We start from the raw sequence: 17,688 nt of genomic DNA, 5'->3' as shown, positions 1-17,688 counted from the left end.
TCAAAAAAGGAATTAAAAAAGATGCAGGTGATGAAATTTTCCCCGCTGGCCCTGATGGTGGCCGGCCTGATGGCCTCCAGCGGCCTTGCCGCCAAGGAGTGGAGCACGGTCGCGGCGCGTGCCACCGCCGCCGATGGCTACGAGGTGCGAGCCAGCCAATACAGAGTTGCCACCGTACCTGCCGATTATTTCGCCGGCTTGCTGGCGGGGGAATCGCGGCTGACCCTGCCCCTGCCGGACGGCGATGAGGTGACTTTCAGCCTGCAACCCTATGATCTGTTGCCTGCGGATCTGGCCGCCAAGTACCCCGACATCCGGGCCTTCAAGGGGCATAATACGGCATCGCCGGTGGAGACGGGGCGTTTCGATCTGGGGCCGCAGGGCTTCCACGCCATGTTCAGCCATCAGGGCAAGATGGTGTTCGTCGATCCCCTGCGCAATGGAGAAGGCTACGCCATCTATTACCAGCAGGACGCCCACAGCCGGCTGGAAGAGGAGGCGGACAGCGTCATAGGTAGCCAGGCCAGGACGCTGGCGCGGCAGGTGCTGGTGGATGGCAACGAGCGCAAGCGCTACGTCATCGCCATCTCGGCGGCAGGGGAGTATACCCAGTACCACGGCGGCACAGTGGCTGGGGGGCTGGGGGCCATCGCTACCCTGCTCAACCGGGTCAACGAGGTGTATCAGCGTGACGTCGCCGCCGAGTTCCAGCTCGCCAGCGGCAACGACACCATTATCTATACGGATACTGCTGCCGACCCCTTCCAGAACGATGACAACGACATCGATATCAACGTCCTCGTGCAGCAGCGGGCCCAGACCCAGGCCGGCACCAAGCTCGGCCCCTTCGACATCGGCCACGTGGTCAACACCGGGGGCGGTGGCTTGGCACAGCTCGACTCGCTCTGCGGGGGCAGTGAGAAATCGGCCGGCATGACGGGCTCCCCCAACCCGGTGGGGGATGCCTTCTTCATCGACTATGTGGCCCACGAGATCGGTCACCAGTTTGGCGCCGAGCACACCTTCAACGGCACCACCGGCAGTTGTGGTGGCGGCAACCGTTCCCCCGGCCAGGCCTGGGAGCCGGGCAGCGGCAGCTCCATCATGGCTTATGCCGGGATCTGCGGGGCCGAGAACCTGCAGCCCAACAGCCTGCCCTATTTCCACAGCAAGTCCATCGAGCAGATGCGGGCCCGCATGGCGGCCGTGCCGAGCTGCGGCACCCGCCTGAGCCTGGTCAACAACGCCCCTCAGGCCGCCGCCGGCAGCGACTATGTGATCCCGGCCAATACCCCCTTCGTGCTCAAGGGCGCCGGGGCCGATCTGGACCAGGATCCCCTGAGTTACACCTGGGAGCAGATCGATCTGGGCACCGAGTCCTTCAGTCCGGCCAGCATGGTCGACGATGGCTTCCGCCCGCTGTTCCGTTTCGTGGCGCCGACGGCGGTGCCGGAACGTGTGCTGCCAAGCCTGCCCTCCCTGCTCTCCAATACTCTGGCGAAGGGGGAGGCCTGGCCCACCACCAACCGGGATCTCAACTTCCGTCTCACGGTGCGCGATGGCAAGGGCGGGGTTGTCAGCGACGAGATGAAGGTCCAGGTGATCGATACCGGCAAGGCGTTCGGCCTGACCAGCCCGCTCATCACGCCCCTGGCGGCGGGTCACAACCAGACCATCGGCTGGGAGGTGGCCGGTACCAACGCCGCCCCCATCAACTGCAGCAAGGTGGACTTGGCCATGACCCGGGACGAGGGGGTGAGCTGGATCCCGCTCGCCAGCGGCCAGCCCAATTCTGGCTCGGCCAGCGTCACCATTCCGGCCGGTAACGACGGCACCGCCAGATTGAGGGTCGCCTGCAGCGACAATATCTTCTTCGCCATCAGCCCGCTCAAGCTGTCGGTGACCCAGCGGGTGGAAGAGGGCGGTGGCGGCGGTGGTGCCCTCGGCCTCTGGACCCTGGTGCTGGCCCTGCTGGGCTGGCAACGGAGACGGGGATGAGAGCCGGTTACGCCCTGGTGCTGACGCTGCTCACGGGTTGTCAGGCCGATGCCGGCACCCTGGAGCAGGCGCTCGACGACAGCCTCGCCAGGCAGGATTACCGGCTGATCGTGCGGGCGGGGCGCGGGGAGGTGGCCCCCGGTATCCCGGCAGAGGCGCAGGCTGATGCCAAGGCTCGCTGCGGCGTGCGCTACCTCGATGGGCTGGGCGATGTCATCCGGCCCGAGCAGAAAGAGGAGCACGCCAAACTCAGCGCCTACGCCGCCGAGTACAACCAGCGGATGCTGGCGCACTGCCCCGGGGGGGCGCCGCTGGAGAAATAAGCCCGCCCTCGAGGTGACCACGATGAAGGGAGGCCAGAGCCTCCCTTCATTCATTTTCGGGTCCCCTGTTTTGCGGGCATTCGGGCTTGTACCCCCGGCGTGCTCGTCGCACAATGCCTGCATGCGTAGCCGCGCTGGCGGCAAAGAGAGAAGGAAAATCAAGATGATGGATGTAGCCGATCTGCGCCGTGAGTACACCAGGGGCGGATTGCACCGGGCCGATCTGCCGGCCCAACCCCTCGAGCTGTTCGAGAAATGGCTGGCCCAGGCCTGCGAGGCCAAGTTGACCGATCCCACCGCCATGGTGGTGGCGACCGTGGACGCCGATGGCCAGCCCTGGCAGCGCACCGTGTTGCTCAAGCACTACGACGCCCTGGGTATGGTGTTTTACACCAACATGGGCAGCCGCAAGGCGGGCCAGCTCGAGGGCAACCCCCGCATCAGCCTGCACTTCCCCTGGCACACCCTGGACCGGCAGGTGCATGTCACCGGTCGGGTGGAGAAGCTCGGCACCCTGGAGGTGATGAAGTACTTCCACAGCCGCCCCAAAGACAGCCAGATCGCGGCCTGGGTTTCCCAGCAGTCGTCCCGCATCTCGGCGCGCGGCGTGCTGGAGGCCAAGTTCCTCGAGCTCAAGCAGAAGTTTGCCAAGGGCGAGGTGCCGCTGCCGAGCTTCTGGGGCGGCTATCGCGTCGTCATCGACACCGTGGAGTTCTGGCAGGGGGGCGCGCATCGCCTGCACGATCGTTTCTATTACAGCCGGGAAGGGGAAGGCTGGCACATAGAGCGACTGGCGCCCTGATGAACATCGCCCGGCTCAAGAACTTCACCGAGATAGTGAAGAACAACTTCAATATCTCGGCGACGGCGGAGAAGCTCTACACCTCCCAGCCGACCCTCAGCAAGCAGATGAAGATGCTGGAAGACGAACTGGGGCTGGCGCTGTTCACCCGCAAGGGCAAGAACCTGGTGGGTCTGACCTCCATGGGGGTGCAGGTGATGGAGCTGGCCAAGGGGGTGGTAGCCCAGGTGGATCAGATAGGTCAGCTGTCGGTACGCGAGCAGCTTGCCACCAGTGGGGTGTTGCGCATCGCCACCACCCACACCATGGCGCGCTACAAGCTGCCGGCGGCGATCACCGCCTTCTCCCGCCGCTATCCCGAAGTCACCCTCCACCTGCATCAGGGAGCCCCAGCCCAGCTCGCGCAGATGGTGCAAAACGGGGACGTGGAGATGGCCATCGCCACCGAGTCCATGCACCTGTTCGACGAGCTGGCCGCCGTGCCTTGTTACCGCTGGGGGCGCAGCGTGGTGGTGCCCCACGGTCATCCGCTACTCGCGTGCCAGCCGCTCTCCATGGCGGATCTGGCCCGCTATCCCCTCATCACCTATGTGTTCGGCTTCACCGGCCGCTCCAAGATGGACAAGGCGTTCGGCCGCCATGGCCTCAGCCCTCGCATCGTGCTGACGGCGACCGACACCGACATCATCAAGCACTATGTGCGCCTCGGCATGGGGGTGGGGGTGATCGCTACCTCGGCCTTTGACGAGGGGGACAAGGGGAGCCTGGTCTGTCTCAACATCGACCACCTGATCGCCTCGAGCGTGGCCCATGTCTGCCTGCGCAGGCATGCCCATCTGCGGGACTACATGTATGATTTCATTCACCTCTTCGCCCCCCACGTGAGCCGGGAGACGGTACAGCTCTCCCTCCTCAACCAGCCGCAGGCGACCAATCCGGCGACCCTGCCCTGGCTGTGAGGGCTGCGGCACTGTGGTGGATAAAACCACTGCCCAGAATAAAAAAATAGAGGCCATTGGCCTCTCTTTTCGTTAGGTGGCAGGGTTTTACTCTGCCTGGGTCGCCATATTGAAGACGATCCAGATACCGATCAGCGGGCGTCGTCATTCAGCTAGTCGAGGGCTTGGTGCGGATTGCGTCTAATCTCCCTGGCTTGGCCGACGTCTGCTGTCGAGGGCGGTATTTAATCCGCCAGGGTCGCCAGATTGACAAATATCTGGGCGCCGATCAGCAGGCAGTCGTCGTCCAGGTAGTAGGGGTTGGCGTGCAGGTAGTTGCAGATCCCCTTGGCCTGGCAGCCGCTGCCGAGGAAGAACATGGCGCCCTTGCGGTCCGGGGTGGCGTTGATCATGTAGCTGAAGTCCTCGCTGCCGGTCATGGGCTGGCCCTGAGCATTGATGCCCTCGGCGGGCAGCACGCTGGCAGCCGCCTGTTGCAGCCGAGCGCAGGCGGCGCCGTGGTTCTCCACCGCCGGGTAGCCGGCGTAGCTCATGCTGGTCTTGAAGCCGCGCAGCTCGCTCTGGGCGACGATGTCCTTGAAGCTGTTTTTCAGGATCTGATCGGTCTCGGCGTCCATGGCACGGATGGTGCCACGGGCCTGCACGTGATCGGCCACCGCATTGGGGATGGTGCCGCCGTTGATCATGCCGCAGCCAAACACCGCCGGGCTGAACGGACTGGTGCGCTTGGCGACTATGTAGTCCATGTCCTCTATGATGCGCACCGCCTCGCGGATGGCGTCCAGCCCCTTGTGGGGGGTCGAGCCGTGGGCGGAGATGCCGTGCACCTCCAGGGTCCAGGCTGAGCCCCAGGAGGACATGACGCCGCGGTTGAACTTGATGGTCCCCGTCTCCATGGCGCCGTCGTTGTGCAGGGCGTAGACCTCGTCCACCCCCTCCATGCAGCCGAGCTCCACCAGCTTGCCGGCGCCCGGTACCCGCATGTCCTCCTCGGCCATCTGGAAGAGGATGCGCACATTGTATTGCAGCCGCTCCCTGTGCTGGGCCAGGAACCGGGCTGTGGTGAGGGCGATCGCCATGTGGGAGTCGTGGCCGCAGTTGTGGGCCATCCCCTCGTGGGTGGACTTGAACGCCACCTCGCTCATGTCGTGCATCTCCAGGCCGTCCATGTCGGCCCGAAATGCGATGGTGGGCAGGCTGGGGTCGACGTTCAGGTCGCCATGAAAACCGGTGAAGCCCGGGTAGTCGGTGATCTTGTAGCCGAACTCTTCCATCAGGGCGCGGCAGTAGGCCGAGGTCTTGAACTCGGCCCCCGAGTATTCCGGGATGCGGTGCAGGTGGTGGCGCACCTCGCAGCTGAAGTCACGCAGGGCGAGCAGATCCGGTTCGATGTGGTAGTGGCGCATCAGATGATCCCTTGAATGGAGAAGCCGAGTTGGGCAACCAGCGAGGCGCCGAAGAAGCAACAGGTGGAGACGATCATGAAGATGAGGATCACCTTCCAGGACATCTTCTTGAGCTCCTCGAGCTGACCGCCCACGGAGAGGCCGGCGAAGGCCAGCAGCGGCACGCAGCAGGAGAGGAAGGAGATCTTCGCCACCGCGTCGATGAAGAGGCCGCGCACCGGGGTCTGTGGCAGGCAGATGAGGATGCCGATGATGGTGGCATAGGCAAAGGCCGGCAGGGAGGAGGGCAGGTAGCGCTTGGCCACCAGGGAGGCGAACACCACCAGCGCCATGGCGACGAAGCTGTCCCCCATCTGCCATAGCGGCAGGCCGGTGGTCAGGGTCTGGGTAAACATGGCCAGCAGGATCGCCAGGAAGACGAACCGCATATCCATCACGATGCTCTTCATGCTTGTTCTCCTTTGGACGACATGGCGAAGATTTTCTCGGCGAGCGGCAGCCCCAGGTAGGTGAGGGAGAGGGCGCCGAGGGCGGAGGAGAGCAGATTCGAGGCGGCGGCGATACTCAGCACCTGCTGGGCCATCGCCTCGTCGAGGCCGTTGATGAGGGCGCCGGAGGCGGCACTCAGCATGGAGCCGGAGCCGACGCCAGAGCCGGCGGCCAGGGCCAGCGGGTGCAGACCGGTGAGCGGGGCTATGCTGCCGAGCACGCTGAACCAGAGGGTACCGATGACGGAGCCGCACAGGTAGATGGCGAGCACGCCTATGTACTCCTGGGAGCCGGTGCCGAATTTGCCCTGGATCACCGCGACCGAGGGTTCACGGCTGATGGAGGAGCAGGCCCCGATGGCGCGGCGACCGAAGCCGAACTTCACCGCCAGCGGGATGGCGATGAGGATGGGCAGCAGGTTGCCTATCTCCTGCAGGAACAGCGGCACCCCGACGCTCAGGATCATTTTCAGGTTGGGAATGATCATGCCGGCGTACTGGGTACCCAGGATCAGCAGGCTGAAGCCCACCATCTTGCCGCAGAAGCCCTCTTCCTTGTCGCTGAAGAGGCGCTTCCAGCCGGGGATACGATCCTTGACGGGTTTGGCGGAGACGATCATGCCGATGATGACGGCGAACAGCATGGGCAGAATGGGGATGATGGCGATGCCTATCCTGATCTCCTGTTTCCCGATCAGGTATTGGGCCACGAAGATCAGCAGGGCGGTGGCCAGGGTACTGACTAACACCGTTTTGAAGGGGTTGGATTGCTGCATAGTGTGTTCTCTTGTTATGCGTTGTCATTCATGACCGGCGCTGGCCGGTGCACGATGGGGGCATGATAGGAAGGGCGGGACCCCATTAATGTGACGTTCATCAAGCCTGGCATATGGCATTTTTTCATGGGGTATGCCGTTTAACCGTGTTAAACATGGGGGTTAACAGTGAATTATCAGCAGCTTGTGCTGCCTGTTTGAAAGGATGTCCCGACGGTGGAGGATGGCGCGCCGCCTGGGACCAGGATCTGGTTCGCGTGACGGCAGGTCATCGCCGGTGCGCGGCTCACAGGGGGAGTGATGGAGTTGTTGATCGAGGGGGGGCTCTGGCAACCCCACTGGCAGGGCGCGCTGCAGGCGTGGCGGGGGCAGGGGCACCGCTGGCAACTGCTGCAGAGCAAGCGGGCCGCGCACTATCCCGAGGGGGAGGCGGCCCCCTGGGCCGCTTGCCCACCCGACGGTACCCTCTCGGCCAGCGCCTTGCTCGCCGCCTGGCTGGACGGGGACGAGGCGCCCTGCATGGGGGCGGATCCAAGCCAGCGGATCCTCATCAGCGCCTCATCCGCCCTGCTGATCCTGGCCAAGGAGAGCGGTCTGCTCACCCTGGGCCCCGTGGGGGCGGATCTCGCGCTCAATGCCGGCGACGACCTGGCCGCTGTGCTGAGGCAGCTACTCGCCCGGCGGCTGGTCATCCCCGAGCTGCGTGAGCCTGAAGGCCCCGGTGCCCTGGTGCTGCGGCCATTGCGGCCGGAAGATGAGGCTGACATAGCCCGTTACTGCTCTGACGAGGCGCTGGCCCGTTACACCCTCAATATTCCTCACCCCTATCCACCCGAGGCGGCCCGTGACTGGCTCGCCCTGAGTGGGCGAAAAGCAGCGCTGGGCTTGGGCTGGACCTGGGCCCTGACGCTGGATCCAGCGGATGAGCCGGCCCCCCTGATCGGGGTCATCTCCCTGCACTGGAACGGCGAGCTCGCCTGGTGGGTGGGGCTGCCCTGGCAGAACCGGGGGCTCGCCACCCGGGCGGCGGCCCTGGTCAGGTCATTCGCGTTTGAGGCGGCGAAGTTGCCTGCGCTGACGGCCCGCCATATGCCGGACAACCTCGCCTCAGGCCGGGTGATGGCCAAGCTTGGCATGCACTATGGCGGCCGCAGCACGGGGACGGATCGCTATCCCGGTGAGTTGAGCCACTGGCGGCTGGACCGCAGCCTGGCGCTGCCCGAGCAGGTTCTGGCGAGGTTGGCGCCGCTGCTCGCGGACCCGCAGGTGGCGGTGGTCATACTGCACGGTGCCTGGGCCCGGGGAGAAGACGGCGGCGCGCTGGAGCTGGCCCTGTTTATGGACAATGCCGACCTGGGGAGCGAGCGGGCCAGGATAGCGGGGGTCGAGCTGGTGATCCGGCGTCATCCCTTTGCCTGGCTGGCGCGCCGGGATCCCTGGCAAGAGTCCCACTGTGGCGGCGCCTTGCTCAAGGATCGGGGGGAATCGGGGCTCGATTACCTGCGGCGGCGGCTCGGTGAGCGGCAATAGCGGCCTGTTTTGATTGGATCTGTCGTCCATGCCATTCGTTTTCCTGAGTCCGCCCTCCCATTTTCGAATAAAGGAATTCAAGTCGGGCCCAACTTCTGTGAAATAATGGTCGCCCTGCTGTACGAGGAGTAATGCCCTATGTTGAGAACCGAGCGCCCCGGCGACATGCTGCCAGTCTATGAGCTGGTGAGTGCCGCCTTTGGCCGTAGCGACGAGGCCGAGCTGGTCAATCGCCTGCGCGAGTGCGGCGCCGCCGTGGTCACCATGGTCGAAGAGGAAGAATACGAGTTCATGGGGCACCTGATGCTGAGCCCGATCACCATTAACGGGCAGGACGGTCCCTGGCTCGGTCTGGCGCCGGTGGCCGTGCATCCCGAGTGGCAGGGACAGGGCATCGGCTCTGATCTGGTGCGAGAGGGGCTCGATACGGCGCTGGAGATGGACTGGAAGGCGGTGGTGGTGCTCGGCGATCCGGCCTATTACGCCCGTTTCGGCTTCCGCCCGGCCAGCGATTTTGGCCTGCACTGTATCTACGAGGTGCCCGCCGACTGCTTCATGGCGATGGAGCTGCAACAGGGTGGCCTCAGCGGCATGCAGGGTGAGGTGCTCTATCACCCCCTGTTTGACGAGATGGAAGAAGAGTAGGGCCAGGGCAATCCGTCCCAACATGCTGATGAGACAATGCCGTTCACTTTCGGGTGAACGGCATTGTCCTGTATGGCGGCCCGATATCGGCACGGCGCCGTTTCAGGCGCCCGGGCTGGTACATCACGGGTGCGGCCGTTGCTCCTGCTGGCCACCCTGCATGTGGGCAGCCGACGAGCTCGGTTATTGAGCCAGGGATTTCAGTTGCAGCTTGTCCGGCGGATTGTTCCAGTCGATGGGGCCGTGGGTGAAACGGTATTGCAGCCTGGGCAGGCTCAGCTCCAGCCACTCTTCCCGGAAGTAGGCATAGCCCTGATCCCAGTCCGGATCCTTGGCCCAGCCGGTCTGCAAGAAATAGAGCCGGGTACCCTGACCCTCCGGCACGAAGCGCAGGCTGACCTGGGTCTTTTGCTGGCGGATATGGTGGAACTGGGGAGGGAAATTCCAGCTGAAGCTGAACAAGTCATGGGGCATGACCGCCATCACCCGACAGCCTTCACTGCCACGCTCTCCCAGCGGGGCATCGGGCCTGAAATAGATTTCGAAAGGGCCGTTGGGCTCTGGCACCATCAGGCACTCCGGTGCCAGGAAACTGCACAACCCGCTCTCGGTGGTCCAGGCCCGCCAGACATCATCGATGTGGGCCGGAACCAGAATGCTGCCTTCTATCTGTTTGTTATCCATAAATCAGTGAACCTCAAACCAGTCATGGACGGGGCTCAGGCAGTATAGCCCCTGAGGCGATTAAATTGGCAGTCATCTGTCACAGCATTAGGTATTCAGGAGGGTCTACTTTGCCCATTTGACATGGTGGCAGGATCCATCGAAAGTGGGAGTTCATGGTCACGTGAATCAAGGATGCAGGCATGATTAGAAGGATGCGAGAGGCGGATGCACCCGTGCTGGCACAGCTGTTTCTCAAAGGGCGGCGACAGGCTTTTCATTGGGTCGAGCCCTCCCTGTTCTTGTTGAGTGATTTTGCCGAACAGACCCGGGGCGAGCAGATCTGGGTGGCCGAGCAGGGTGGCACCCCCTGTGGTTTCGTCTCAATCTGGGGCGAGGACAGCTTCGTGCACCATCTGTACGTGTCGGCAGACTGGCACGGGCAGGGGGTGGGGCGGGCCTTGCTGGCCGAGGGAATGGCAGGCTTTGCAAAACCGGCATCCCTCAAGGTGGCTACCCGCAACACCACGGCGCTGGCGTTTTATCACCGACTGGGCTGGCAGAATACGGACGAGACGGGCCACTGCGATATCACCGGCCCCTGGCGGACATTGATGCTGGTGGCTGGCGACTAGCCTCCCGGTGCCCTGCAGGGCACGAACACCAACCTTGGTGCCCTGACGGCAGGTTCTGCTGCGGAGATCGAGATAAAAAAAGCCACTTCTTGCGAAGTGGCCTTTCCAAACGTTGTTGGGGGAGGCTGAATTAAGCTGGTAAATAATTGATATGATGTGTTTTTATTGATGATTGAAATCGTTTGATGTTACTGCTGGTGCTACCGTTATCAAGGCCGCTTCCTTGAATAGCCATCCCTAATCTAGGCACTTCCCGCTCGCGCCGTGCTTCCCTCCTGACCAAGGCATGTTCAAGAATGCCTGTCAGTCATAGCAGCATTGGCTATCCAGTCCAGAATACCATCCGTACTTGCACACCCAGCTTACGTAGCCAATTAGGTTAAAGTACCCTGCGGGATGACCCCCTGGGGGATAATGGCAGGGAAAAAGCGCATCCCGAGGTGAGCTTAGAATGCGCTGCAATGGACCTCAGTGTCAGGCAGTGCTTTGCCAAGACTCGCCCAACAACAATGCCAGCTCCAAAGAGTGCGCGCTGCTTGCGGTGCTTGGCCAAGATTTGCCTAACAGGTATGCCAGCGCCAAAGACTGTGTGCGATTGAGGCGTGGATCTGAATCGCCCCGGGTTATGTACGATGTCGAACAGAACTTCCCGCAACCCCGTGTTAAACCTTCGTCACCGCGAGCGGATTGCATTGATGCTGCCGGGCGCGCGCTTTTTTCACCCTCAGGGAAGGACCCATCATGAACCACACACTCAGAACCCCTTTGCTCGTAGCCGGTCTGTTGCTGCTGCCGGTAGCTGGCCAAGCTGCCGAGACTTCCTACGGTGCCGATGCCACGACATCGACGACAATGGAATATGTCGAGGATTCGATGATCACCACCCAGATCAAGGCTGAACTGGCCGCCGAGCAGATCTCCAGCCTGGTCAATATCCATGTCGATACCGACCAGGCCGGGGCGGTTGTCCTGAGCGGTGGCGCGGCGGATCAGGCGGCGGTGGACAAGGCCGTCTCGATTGCCGAGGGCGTCGAGGGGGTGACCTCTGTCAAACATGATATCAGGGTCGAGGTCAACCAATAGGCAAGCGCTGCTACCCACAGCTATCTCGTGCAGTAGGCCCGCTGACCGTGGCGCGTCGGCGGGTCCTTTGCTCAGGCGAGTCACTCCATCGATGGTGGCGCGTTGGCGCGTCGCCTGTTCGGGTCACTCAAGCTATCAACAGGCGGGCGGGCCATGATCCTGACTGTGGTAACGCCGGCTGCCATCACCCTGACGACACCGCAGGCGTTGGCGTTATCGGGTGCGTGGACGGCGCGCGGCATTGGCCGGCTCACCGGCGAGCTCGATGCGCTGTCGGCCCCGGCGGGTTCGGCCTGGATCATCGACGCCTCGGACATCGAGGCCTTCGATATGGTCGGCGCCTGGGTCGTGCAAAAACTGCTGCGCCGGCTGCGTGGCGATTCGACTGGCGTCGAACTGCGCCAGTTGCGCCCCGAATTCGCCAGATTGCTCGATGTCCTCGACCAGGATCTGGACGCCAGCCACTCACCCATCCCGGCTCCTGCCCCTGTTCTTTCCCGCCTCGCCAGCCTCGGCCGCGGCACGGCCAGCGCCTTGGAACAAGGCTGCGCCCTGCTCGCCTTCATCGGCGAATGCACGCTCGCCTTTGGCGGCTGGCTGGCCCACCCGGCGCGCATTCGCTGGCGTCCCATCCTCTACAACATACGCAGCGCCGGTTTCGATGCGCTACCTATTGTTGGCCTGCTCTCCTTCCTGCTCGGCATCGTCGTCGCCTATCAGGGGGCCGACCAGCTGCGCCAATATGGCGCCAACATCTTTGTCGCCGATCTGGTCGGTCTCTCGATGTTGCGCGAGTTCGCGCCGCTGATCACCGCCATCATCGTCGCCGGTCGCTCGGGGTCGGCCTACGCGGCGCAGATCGGGACCATGGCGGTGACCGAGGAGATCGATGCCATGCGCACCATCGGCATCCCGCCGTTCGACATGCTGGTCCTGCCCAAGGTGCTCGCCCTGCTGGTTGCGCTGCCCCTGCTCACGATCTTTGCCGACCTGCTCGGTGTCTTGGGCGGCATGCTGATGGCGCGCGTCCAGTTGGCCGTCGGCGCCGTCGAATTCCTCGACCGCTTCGTCAAGACGGTCAGCGTCACTGACCTGCTGCTCGGCATCGGCAAGGCACCGGTCTTTGCCGCCATCATCGTGACCGTCGGCTGTTTCCAGGGATTTCGCACTCATGGTGGGGCCGATAGCGTCGGGCGGCAGACGACCCGCAGCGTCGTCCACGCCATCTTTCTGGTGATCGTGGCCGACGCCCTGTTCTCGGTCGCCTTCAGTGCCCTGGATCTCTGAGATGAACGGCCAGCCCCCCAGCGCCATTCCGGCTATCGCCATCAGCCAGCTGACGACCCGCTTCGGTGAGCATGTCGTGCATGCCGGGATCGATCTGGTCATCGGCCACGGCGAGATTTTCGCGCTGATCGGCGGCTCGGGCTCGGGCAAATCGACCCTGCTGCGGGAGATCATCCTGCTCCAGCAACCCGAATCGGGCACGATCCAGGTGCTTGGTGTCGATCTGGCCAATATCGACGACACTGCTGCGCTCGCCTTGCGCCAGCGCTGGGGTGTCATGTTCCAGAGCGGCGGCTTGTTCGGCTCGCTGACCGCCAGGGAAAACATCGGCCTGCCGCTGCGTGAGCACACCGCGCTGGCCGATGGGCTGATCGACGAGATCGCCGACTGGAAGCTGGCGATGAGCGGCCTGGATCCAGCCGTCGGCGCTCAATATCCGGCCGAACTGAGCGGCGGCATGATGAAACGCGTCGCACTCGCGCGTGCCCTGGCTCTGGATCCGGAACTGCTCTTTCTCGACGAGCCGACCGCTGGCCTCGATCCCGAAAGCGCCGGCGAGATCGATCAGCTGATCCGCAAACTGCGCGACCTGTTTGGCCTGACCATTGTCCTCATCACCCACGACCTCGATCTGCTGTGGCAGGTGGCCGACCGCGTCGCCGTGCTCGGCGATGGCAAGGTGCTGGGGGTCGGCTCGATGGCCGAGCTGGCGGACATCGATCTGCCGGCAATCCGGAAATTCTTTGACGGTCCGCGCGGGCGGGCCGCCCAGCAACAGAGCGGGGCCATATGATGGAAACGAAAGTCAATTACACCCTGGTCGGCAGCTTCGTCGTCATCCTCGGCACCATGCTGGTTGCCGTCATACTCTGGCTCGCCTCGGGCGGCGCCTTCCAGAAGCAGTACGATCTCTATCTCGCGATCTCGGAGGAGTCGGTCGCCGGCCTCAACCTCGATGCGCCGGTCAAATACAACGGCGTCGATGTCGGCAAGGTACGGCAGATCCAGCTCGATCCGGCCAATCCCGAGTGGGTCAATCTGCTCTTCGCCCTCGAGCAGGGCACGCCGGTCAAACAGGACACAGTGGCGGTCCTCAAGACGCAGGGCCTGACCGGCATTGCCTATGTCGAACTGAGCGGCGGCACCAACGACTCACCCCTGTTGCGGGCCACCGCCGGCCACAACTATCCGGTGATCCGGACAGAACCCTCGCTCGCCGCGCGACTCGAGAACGTCCTGACCAGCGTACTGGCCAAGCTGGACAGCACCTCGAACAACCTCAACGCCCTGCTCGGCCCGGAAAATCAGGCTGCTTTCAAGAGCACCCTGGCCGACCTCGCCCGGGTGGCACATACCTTGGCCGCCCGCAGCGAGAGCATCGATGCTGGCCTTATTGATGCTGCCCGGACGATGAAGAATAGTGCGCGAGCGAGCGCCGAACTCGAGCCGTTGATCGCGCGTATCGGCCGAGCGGCCGACGCCGTCGATAAAATGGGCACTGAACTCGCCGGCACCAGCGCCAGCGCTGGCAAGACCATCAACGCGGTCGGTAGCGACATCAACCGCTTCACGGCGGAAAGCCTGCCCCAGCTGGAACGCCTGCTCGGCGAACTCAGCGTGCTGAGCAGCTCGCTGCGTCGTCTTAGCGAACAGACCGAGCGCAATCCCTCGGGGCTGCTGTTTGGCCGCACACCTGTGCCGGATGGCCCTGGAGAATCATCCGAAAGGAGCCCAAAGCCATGATCCGCCAAGTGCAATTCCCCCTGTCCCGGCTCGCCGTCGCCGCCCTGTTGCTGGCCCTGCTCGGCGCCTGCAGCATGCTGGGCGGGACCGAGGAGCCACCACCGGCCTTCTATTCGCTTTCCGGCGTCGGGCCTGTCCCACCGGTGACCGCCTCGCCGGCGGTCCGATCGAACAGGGCGCCGACGCTTGTCGTCAATCCGCCGCGTGCAGCGCCCGGTTTCGACAGCCAACACATCATCTACGTCCGCGAGCCCTACCGGCTGGCGTATTTTGCGCACAGTGAATGGATCGATACGCCGGCCAGGATGATAGCCCCGCGCATCGTCGCCGCGCTCGAAGGCACCGGTGCCTTCCACGCCGTCGTCCTGGCCCCCAGCGTTGCAGCTAGTTCCCTGCGCCTCGATGTCGACATCATCCGCTTGCAGCATGAGTTCGACCATTCGCCCAGCCGTGCCCGCTTCACCCTGCGTGCCTACTTGGTCGATAGCGACAGCCGCCAGGTGCTGGCCTGGCGCGAATTCGACGAAGCGGTGGTGGCGGTCGAGGATAATCCCTACGGCGGTGTGATGGCGGCCAATAGCGCCGTACAGCAGGTCTTGCAGCGTCTGGCCAATTTTTGTGCCGACGCGGCGGGCAACTGGCAACTGGCAGCCGGCGCCAGAGACGAGCCAGCAGACCGGAGAGGCACCAAAGCGCGGCAAGAGTAAAGGCAGGCAAGAGAAGAGGACTTCACAGGGATAGATGGGCTCAATGACGGCCAGCATCCTGGGCCAGGGGAGCCATTGCTCCAGTCGAGACAGGAGTATTTCTTTGCGGGTCTGGCGGCGTTTGCCGTTGAACTCGCCGTCAGCAAAAGTCAGTTGATGACTCACGCTGGTTCTCGTTCATGGTACCAAGAGGATCTTGTGACCTCATGGGAGGGACTTTTTCGAGCCTCTTCCTGACTCGGTAGAAAAACGTATCCCCGGTCTGTGTGGTGGCGAACAGACCCGGTCGGTGGACTCGTTGCACTATCACCATGAAATGGGTCGTGTATATCACCCCATATGCAACGCTTAGGCGAAGGAAATGACCATGGGAACCATTCTACTGATCGTGCTTGTTCTGCTATTGATCGGTGCTATTCCAAGCTGGCCGCACAGCCGGAGTTGGGGTTACACCCCTAGCGGCCTCATCGGACTGGTGCTGATCATCATGCTTATCCTTGTTCTGCTCGGCAAAATCTAGGCAACCTAATCCAGGCAACCTGGCACCGGAGAAATAAACAGATGAAACACAGCAACACTATTCTCGCCATCTCGCTGCTGCTCGCGTTCGGGATGAGCGGATGTGACAAACCGGGGACGGCCGAACAGGCCGGCAAGAAAATAGACGACGCGGTCAGCGATACCGGCAAGAAAGTCGACGAAACCGTTGACGAATATGAAGGCAAGATATCGGAACAAAGCGCCAAAAACGCCCAATCCTGGGATGACACCGAAGTGACCGCCAGGGTCAAAACCGGGCTCCTCGGCGAACCCGGTCTGAAATCGATGAAGATCAGTGTCGACACCGTCGGCGGTGTGGTCACGTTGACCGGTACGGTCGACTCACAAGCCAACAGCGAAAAGGCCAATGCGTTAGCGATGGCGGTAGACGGCGTCGAGAATGTCGTTAACAAGCTGGTGGTCACCCCGACCCAATAATGTCCTCACCTGCATCCAAGGAGAACATCATGGAAGTGTACAAGGCATATAGAGAAAAAATGAACGCGCAGCTCAAGGAGTGGAGCAGCCAGATCAATCTGCTGGAAGCCAAAATGGAAAACATCACCGCTGATATGAGAGTCAAGCGGGCGGAAGAGATCCAGTCCTTGCGCGTCAAGCAATGCGCCGCCACCGAAAAGATGGAAGAACTCGGCAGGGCGAGCGGTGAATCCTGGGAGCAGATCAAGATCACCGCCGACAAGATGTGGGGCGATCTGAAGGCCGGTTTGGCCGACGCCCAGTCGAAATTCAAGTGAGTACACAAACTTGCGCCTTTGGGCGTCGGGTTCAGAAAGATGTCGCGTTCCAAGGCGCAGGTTCCTGCAAACACGAGAACTTGTGCCTTGCTACTTGGCTACCGCCCCTTGTGGCGGAGATAGGTAACGCTGTCTTGCCTGCGATGTGCTCCACTTTTTATGGGAACAGGGGCCAACCCTGCTCACCTTATTTCAGCTGTATCTGCCCCTTGTGTTGGGCGAGCCACTCATCGACGCTCTGCCGCGCAGAAGTCAGTTCCCGACTGGGGCAAGGTTGCGGCAGCCACAGACAACGTCATCAAAGCAGGCCCGCGTTGACAAACACCGACACACTGGACCACAGAGGCGTTGGCAATAGCAACGATGAGAGGGATGCTCTTTTATGGTTCGGGTGATCCCGTGTCTTTGTTACCCAGCGTCAGTTCCGATCGGGCGGCAGCGGCCAGTGCCTGGTACTTCACCTTGAACGCGTCCAGGTTCTCCTCTTCCAGCTCCTCGAGATCGAGGAGCGCGTTGTGCGCGCCTTGGGTTGCCCGAATGAGTTCATCCAACTTGATCTGGATGGCTTCGGTGTCGCGGTTCTGGGTATTCTGGATGAGGAAGACCATCAGGAAGGTGATGATCGTCGTACCGGTGTTGATCACGAGTTGCCAGGTGTCACTGAAGCCGAACAACGGGCCGGTGACCACCCACACCAGGATGACCCCCACCGCGAGTGAAAACACTCTGGGTCTGCCGCAAAAATGCGCGGCGGCTTTCGCAAAACGGGAGTACCAGACTGCATTGCGCATGGGGGCTTCCTTCTTGGCGGCTAAGGTTTGACATCAGGAGCTGCGCCCGGCTGGGTGACCTCCTCTCGCTGGAGAGGAGCGGCGCCTGCTGCGCCCAGCGCCCCTGCTATTTGCTGGTGCTCATAGGACGTTATTTCGAACGGATTTCCGTCGGGATCGCTGAAGTAGAGTGACCAGGCGAGATGGTGATCGACGGCCTTAACGTCATGGCCGAGGATGGCAGACAGATGAGCACGCCAGGCAAGAAACGCCGCGGCCGTGGTGCGAAGGGCGACGACGGAATGGCACTTTTCGACGGGACGCTCGAACAGCGCGAGGTGGACGGTAGCTGTCGCATTGCCCAGGGTCAGCGGGCCCTGCGCCGACAGCCAGGGTTCACACTCTGGCAGACGCTGCAACCCCAGCACCCGTGCGTACCAGGCTTCCGACTGCGCACGATTGGCGACATGAATGTGGACGTGGTCAAGACTGTCGAGCGTGGGTGCCATCACCGGCTCCTCAAGAGGTGAATGTGCTCCAAAGCGTTCGCGATGGGGCGCCATGCCAGTGCTCATCCC

At 62.7% G+C, this 17,688-nt stretch carries 21 protein-coding genes and 1 pseudogene; 15 read left to right on the top strand and 7 right to left on the bottom strand.

Annotation, left to right across the window (positions count from 1 at the left end):
• The first annotated feature begins 21 nt into the window (after positions 1-21).
• The 4 genes from LG30_RS0109250 to LG30_RS0109235 all read left to right on the top strand — a co-directional run bounded on the left by LG30_RS0109250 (position 22) and on the right by LG30_RS0109235 (position 4,082).
• Positions 22-1,998, top strand: a complete 1,977-nt coding sequence (locus LG30_RS0109250; protein WP_033130423.1) for a reprolysin-like metallopeptidase — start codon at positions 22-24, stop codon at positions 1,996-1,998.
• Complete coding sequence (locus LG30_RS0109245; protein WP_033130422.1) at positions 1,995-2,321, top strand: hypothetical protein; 327 nt, start codon at positions 1,995-1,997, stop codon at positions 2,319-2,321. Before LG30_RS0109250 ends, LG30_RS0109245 begins: the two co-directional genes overlap by 4 nt.
• Before the next feature lie 163 nt (positions 2,322-2,484).
• Positions 2,485-3,123, top strand: coding sequence for a pyridoxamine 5'-phosphate oxidase (gene pdxH / locus LG30_RS0109240; protein ID WP_033130421.1), 639 nt, complete (start codon positions 2,485-2,487; stop codon positions 3,121-3,123).
• Positions 3,123-4,082, top strand: coding sequence for a LysR substrate-binding domain-containing protein (locus tag LG30_RS0109235; protein ID WP_033130420.1), 960 nt, complete (start codon positions 3,123-3,125; stop codon positions 4,080-4,082). Before pdxH ends, LG30_RS0109235 begins: the two co-directional genes overlap by 1 nt.
• Before the next feature lie 224 nt (positions 4,083-4,306).
• Here the strand turns inward: LG30_RS0109235 and LG30_RS0109230 are convergent, their stop codons facing one another.
• From LG30_RS0109230 to LG30_RS0109220, 3 genes are read right to left on the bottom strand one after another with little or no spacing between them, the layout of a single operon-like run.
• Positions 4,307-5,488 (bottom strand): M20 metallopeptidase family protein, encoded by a 1,182-nt coding sequence (locus tag LG30_RS0109230; protein ID WP_033130419.1) that lies wholly within the window; start codon positions 5,486-5,488, stop codon positions 4,307-4,309.
• Entirely contained in the window at positions 5,488-5,937 is a 450-nt protein-coding gene (locus LG30_RS0109225) for a hypothetical protein (RefSeq protein WP_033130418.1), read from the bottom strand. The genes LG30_RS0109230 and LG30_RS0109225 overlap by 1 nt, the downstream gene beginning before the upstream one ends.
• Complete coding sequence (locus LG30_RS0109220; protein WP_033130417.1) at positions 5,934-6,752, bottom strand: DUF3100 domain-containing protein; 819 nt, start codon at positions 6,750-6,752, stop codon at positions 5,934-5,936. The genes LG30_RS0109225 and LG30_RS0109220 overlap by 4 nt, the downstream gene beginning before the upstream one ends.
• A 300-nt stretch (positions 6,753-7,052) precedes the next feature.
• Between LG30_RS0109220 and LG30_RS20955 the strand changes: the two genes are divergently transcribed.
• Positions 7,053-8,282 carry a GNAT family N-acetyltransferase gene (locus tag LG30_RS20955; RefSeq protein WP_052100965.1) on the top strand — a complete coding sequence of 410 codons (1,230 nt, stop codon included), beginning with the start codon at positions 7,053-7,055 and terminating at the stop codon, positions 8,280-8,282.
• 138 nt (positions 8,283-8,420) lie between these two features.
• Positions 8,421-8,927, top strand: coding sequence for a GNAT family N-acetyltransferase (locus LG30_RS0109210; protein WP_033130416.1), 507 nt, complete (start codon positions 8,421-8,423; stop codon positions 8,925-8,927).
• A 183-nt stretch (positions 8,928-9,110) separates the two neighbouring features.
• Here LG30_RS0109210 and LG30_RS0109205 read toward each other — a convergent pair whose 3' ends face one another.
• Complete coding sequence (locus LG30_RS0109205) at positions 9,111-9,611, bottom strand: SRPBCC family protein (protein ID WP_033130415.1); 501 nt, start codon at positions 9,609-9,611, stop codon at positions 9,111-9,113.
• Positions 9,612-9,793: 182 nt separating this feature from the next.
• Here LG30_RS0109205 and LG30_RS0109200 point away from each other — a divergent pair, with 182 nt between their 5' ends.
• From LG30_RS0109200 to LG30_RS0109175, 6 genes are all read left to right on the top strand, one after another.
• Positions 9,794-10,225, top strand: a complete 432-nt coding sequence (locus LG30_RS0109200) for a GNAT family N-acetyltransferase (RefSeq protein WP_033130414.1) — start codon at positions 9,794-9,796, stop codon at positions 10,223-10,225.
• 741 nt (positions 10,226-10,966) lie between these two features.
• Positions 10,967-11,308 carry a BON domain-containing protein gene (locus LG30_RS0109195; RefSeq protein WP_052100963.1) on the top strand — a complete coding sequence of 114 codons (342 nt, stop codon included), beginning with the start codon at positions 10,967-10,969 and terminating at the stop codon, positions 11,306-11,308.
• A gap of 153 nt (positions 11,309-11,461) precedes the next feature.
• Entirely contained in the window at positions 11,462-12,595 is a 1,134-nt protein-coding gene (locus LG30_RS0109190; protein ID WP_033130413.1) for an ABC transporter permease, read from the top strand.
• Position 12,596: 1 nt separating this feature from the next.
• Positions 12,597-13,388 carry an ABC transporter ATP-binding protein gene (locus tag LG30_RS0109185; protein WP_052100962.1) on the top strand — a complete coding sequence of 264 codons (792 nt, stop codon included), beginning with the start codon at positions 12,597-12,599 and terminating at the stop codon, positions 13,386-13,388.
• Positions 13,385-14,338: an MlaD family protein gene (locus LG30_RS0109180; RefSeq protein ID WP_202963149.1), complete on the top strand. Its 954-nt coding sequence runs from the start codon at positions 13,385-13,387 to the stop codon at positions 14,336-14,338. Before LG30_RS0109185 ends, LG30_RS0109180 begins: the two co-directional genes overlap by 4 nt.
• Positions 14,335-15,045 (top strand): ABC-type transport auxiliary lipoprotein family protein, encoded by a 711-nt coding sequence (locus LG30_RS0109175; RefSeq protein WP_052100958.1) that lies wholly within the window; start codon positions 14,335-14,337, stop codon positions 15,043-15,045. Before LG30_RS0109180 ends, LG30_RS0109175 begins: the two co-directional genes overlap by 4 nt.
• A 27-nt stretch (positions 15,046-15,072) precedes the next feature.
• On the opposite strand, the pseudogene LG30_RS22030 reads toward LG30_RS0109175, so the two are convergent.
• Positions 15,073-15,210: pseudogene (locus LG30_RS22030) on the bottom strand (IS5/IS1182 family transposase); the annotation flags it as partial.
• 202 nt (positions 15,211-15,412) lie between these two features.
• Between LG30_RS22030 and LG30_RS21535 the strand changes: the two are divergent.
• From LG30_RS21535 to LG30_RS0109165, 3 genes are read left to right on the top strand one after another with little or no spacing between them, the layout of a single operon-like run.
• Entirely contained in the window at positions 15,413-15,565 is a 153-nt protein-coding gene (locus LG30_RS21535) for a DUF3309 family protein (RefSeq protein WP_202963148.1), read from the top strand.
• 41 nt (positions 15,566-15,606) lie between these two features.
• Positions 15,607-16,023: a BON domain-containing protein gene (locus tag LG30_RS0109170; RefSeq protein ID WP_033130412.1), complete on the top strand. Its 417-nt coding sequence runs from the start codon at positions 15,607-15,609 to the stop codon at positions 16,021-16,023.
• Between the two features lie 29 nt (positions 16,024-16,052).
• Positions 16,053-16,340 (top strand): sll1863 family stress response protein, encoded by a 288-nt coding sequence (locus LG30_RS0109165; RefSeq protein ID WP_033130411.1) that lies wholly within the window; start codon positions 16,053-16,055, stop codon positions 16,338-16,340.
• Positions 16,341-16,720: 380 nt separating this feature from the next.
• On the opposite strand, the gene LG30_RS0109160 is transcribed toward LG30_RS0109165, so the two are convergent.
• Both LG30_RS0109160 and LG30_RS0109155 read right to left on the bottom strand, forming a co-directional pair.
• Positions 16,721-17,131, bottom strand: coding sequence for a low affinity iron permease family protein (locus tag LG30_RS0109160; RefSeq protein ID WP_033130410.1), 411 nt, complete (start codon positions 17,129-17,131; stop codon positions 16,721-16,723).
• Positions 17,132-17,151: 20 nt separating this feature from the next.
• Positions 17,152-17,688: VOC family protein (locus tag LG30_RS0109155; RefSeq protein ID WP_081966117.1), on the bottom strand; the 537-nt coding region annotated here is incomplete at its 5' end.

Source organism: Aeromonas aquatica (assembly GCF_000764655.1).
GTDB classification, from domain to species: Bacteria; Pseudomonadota; Gammaproteobacteria; order Enterobacterales; family Aeromonadaceae; genus Aeromonas; species Aeromonas aquatica.
Note: the sequence above shows the minus strand (reverse complement) of the source record. Positions and strands in the feature narration are given on the sequence as shown.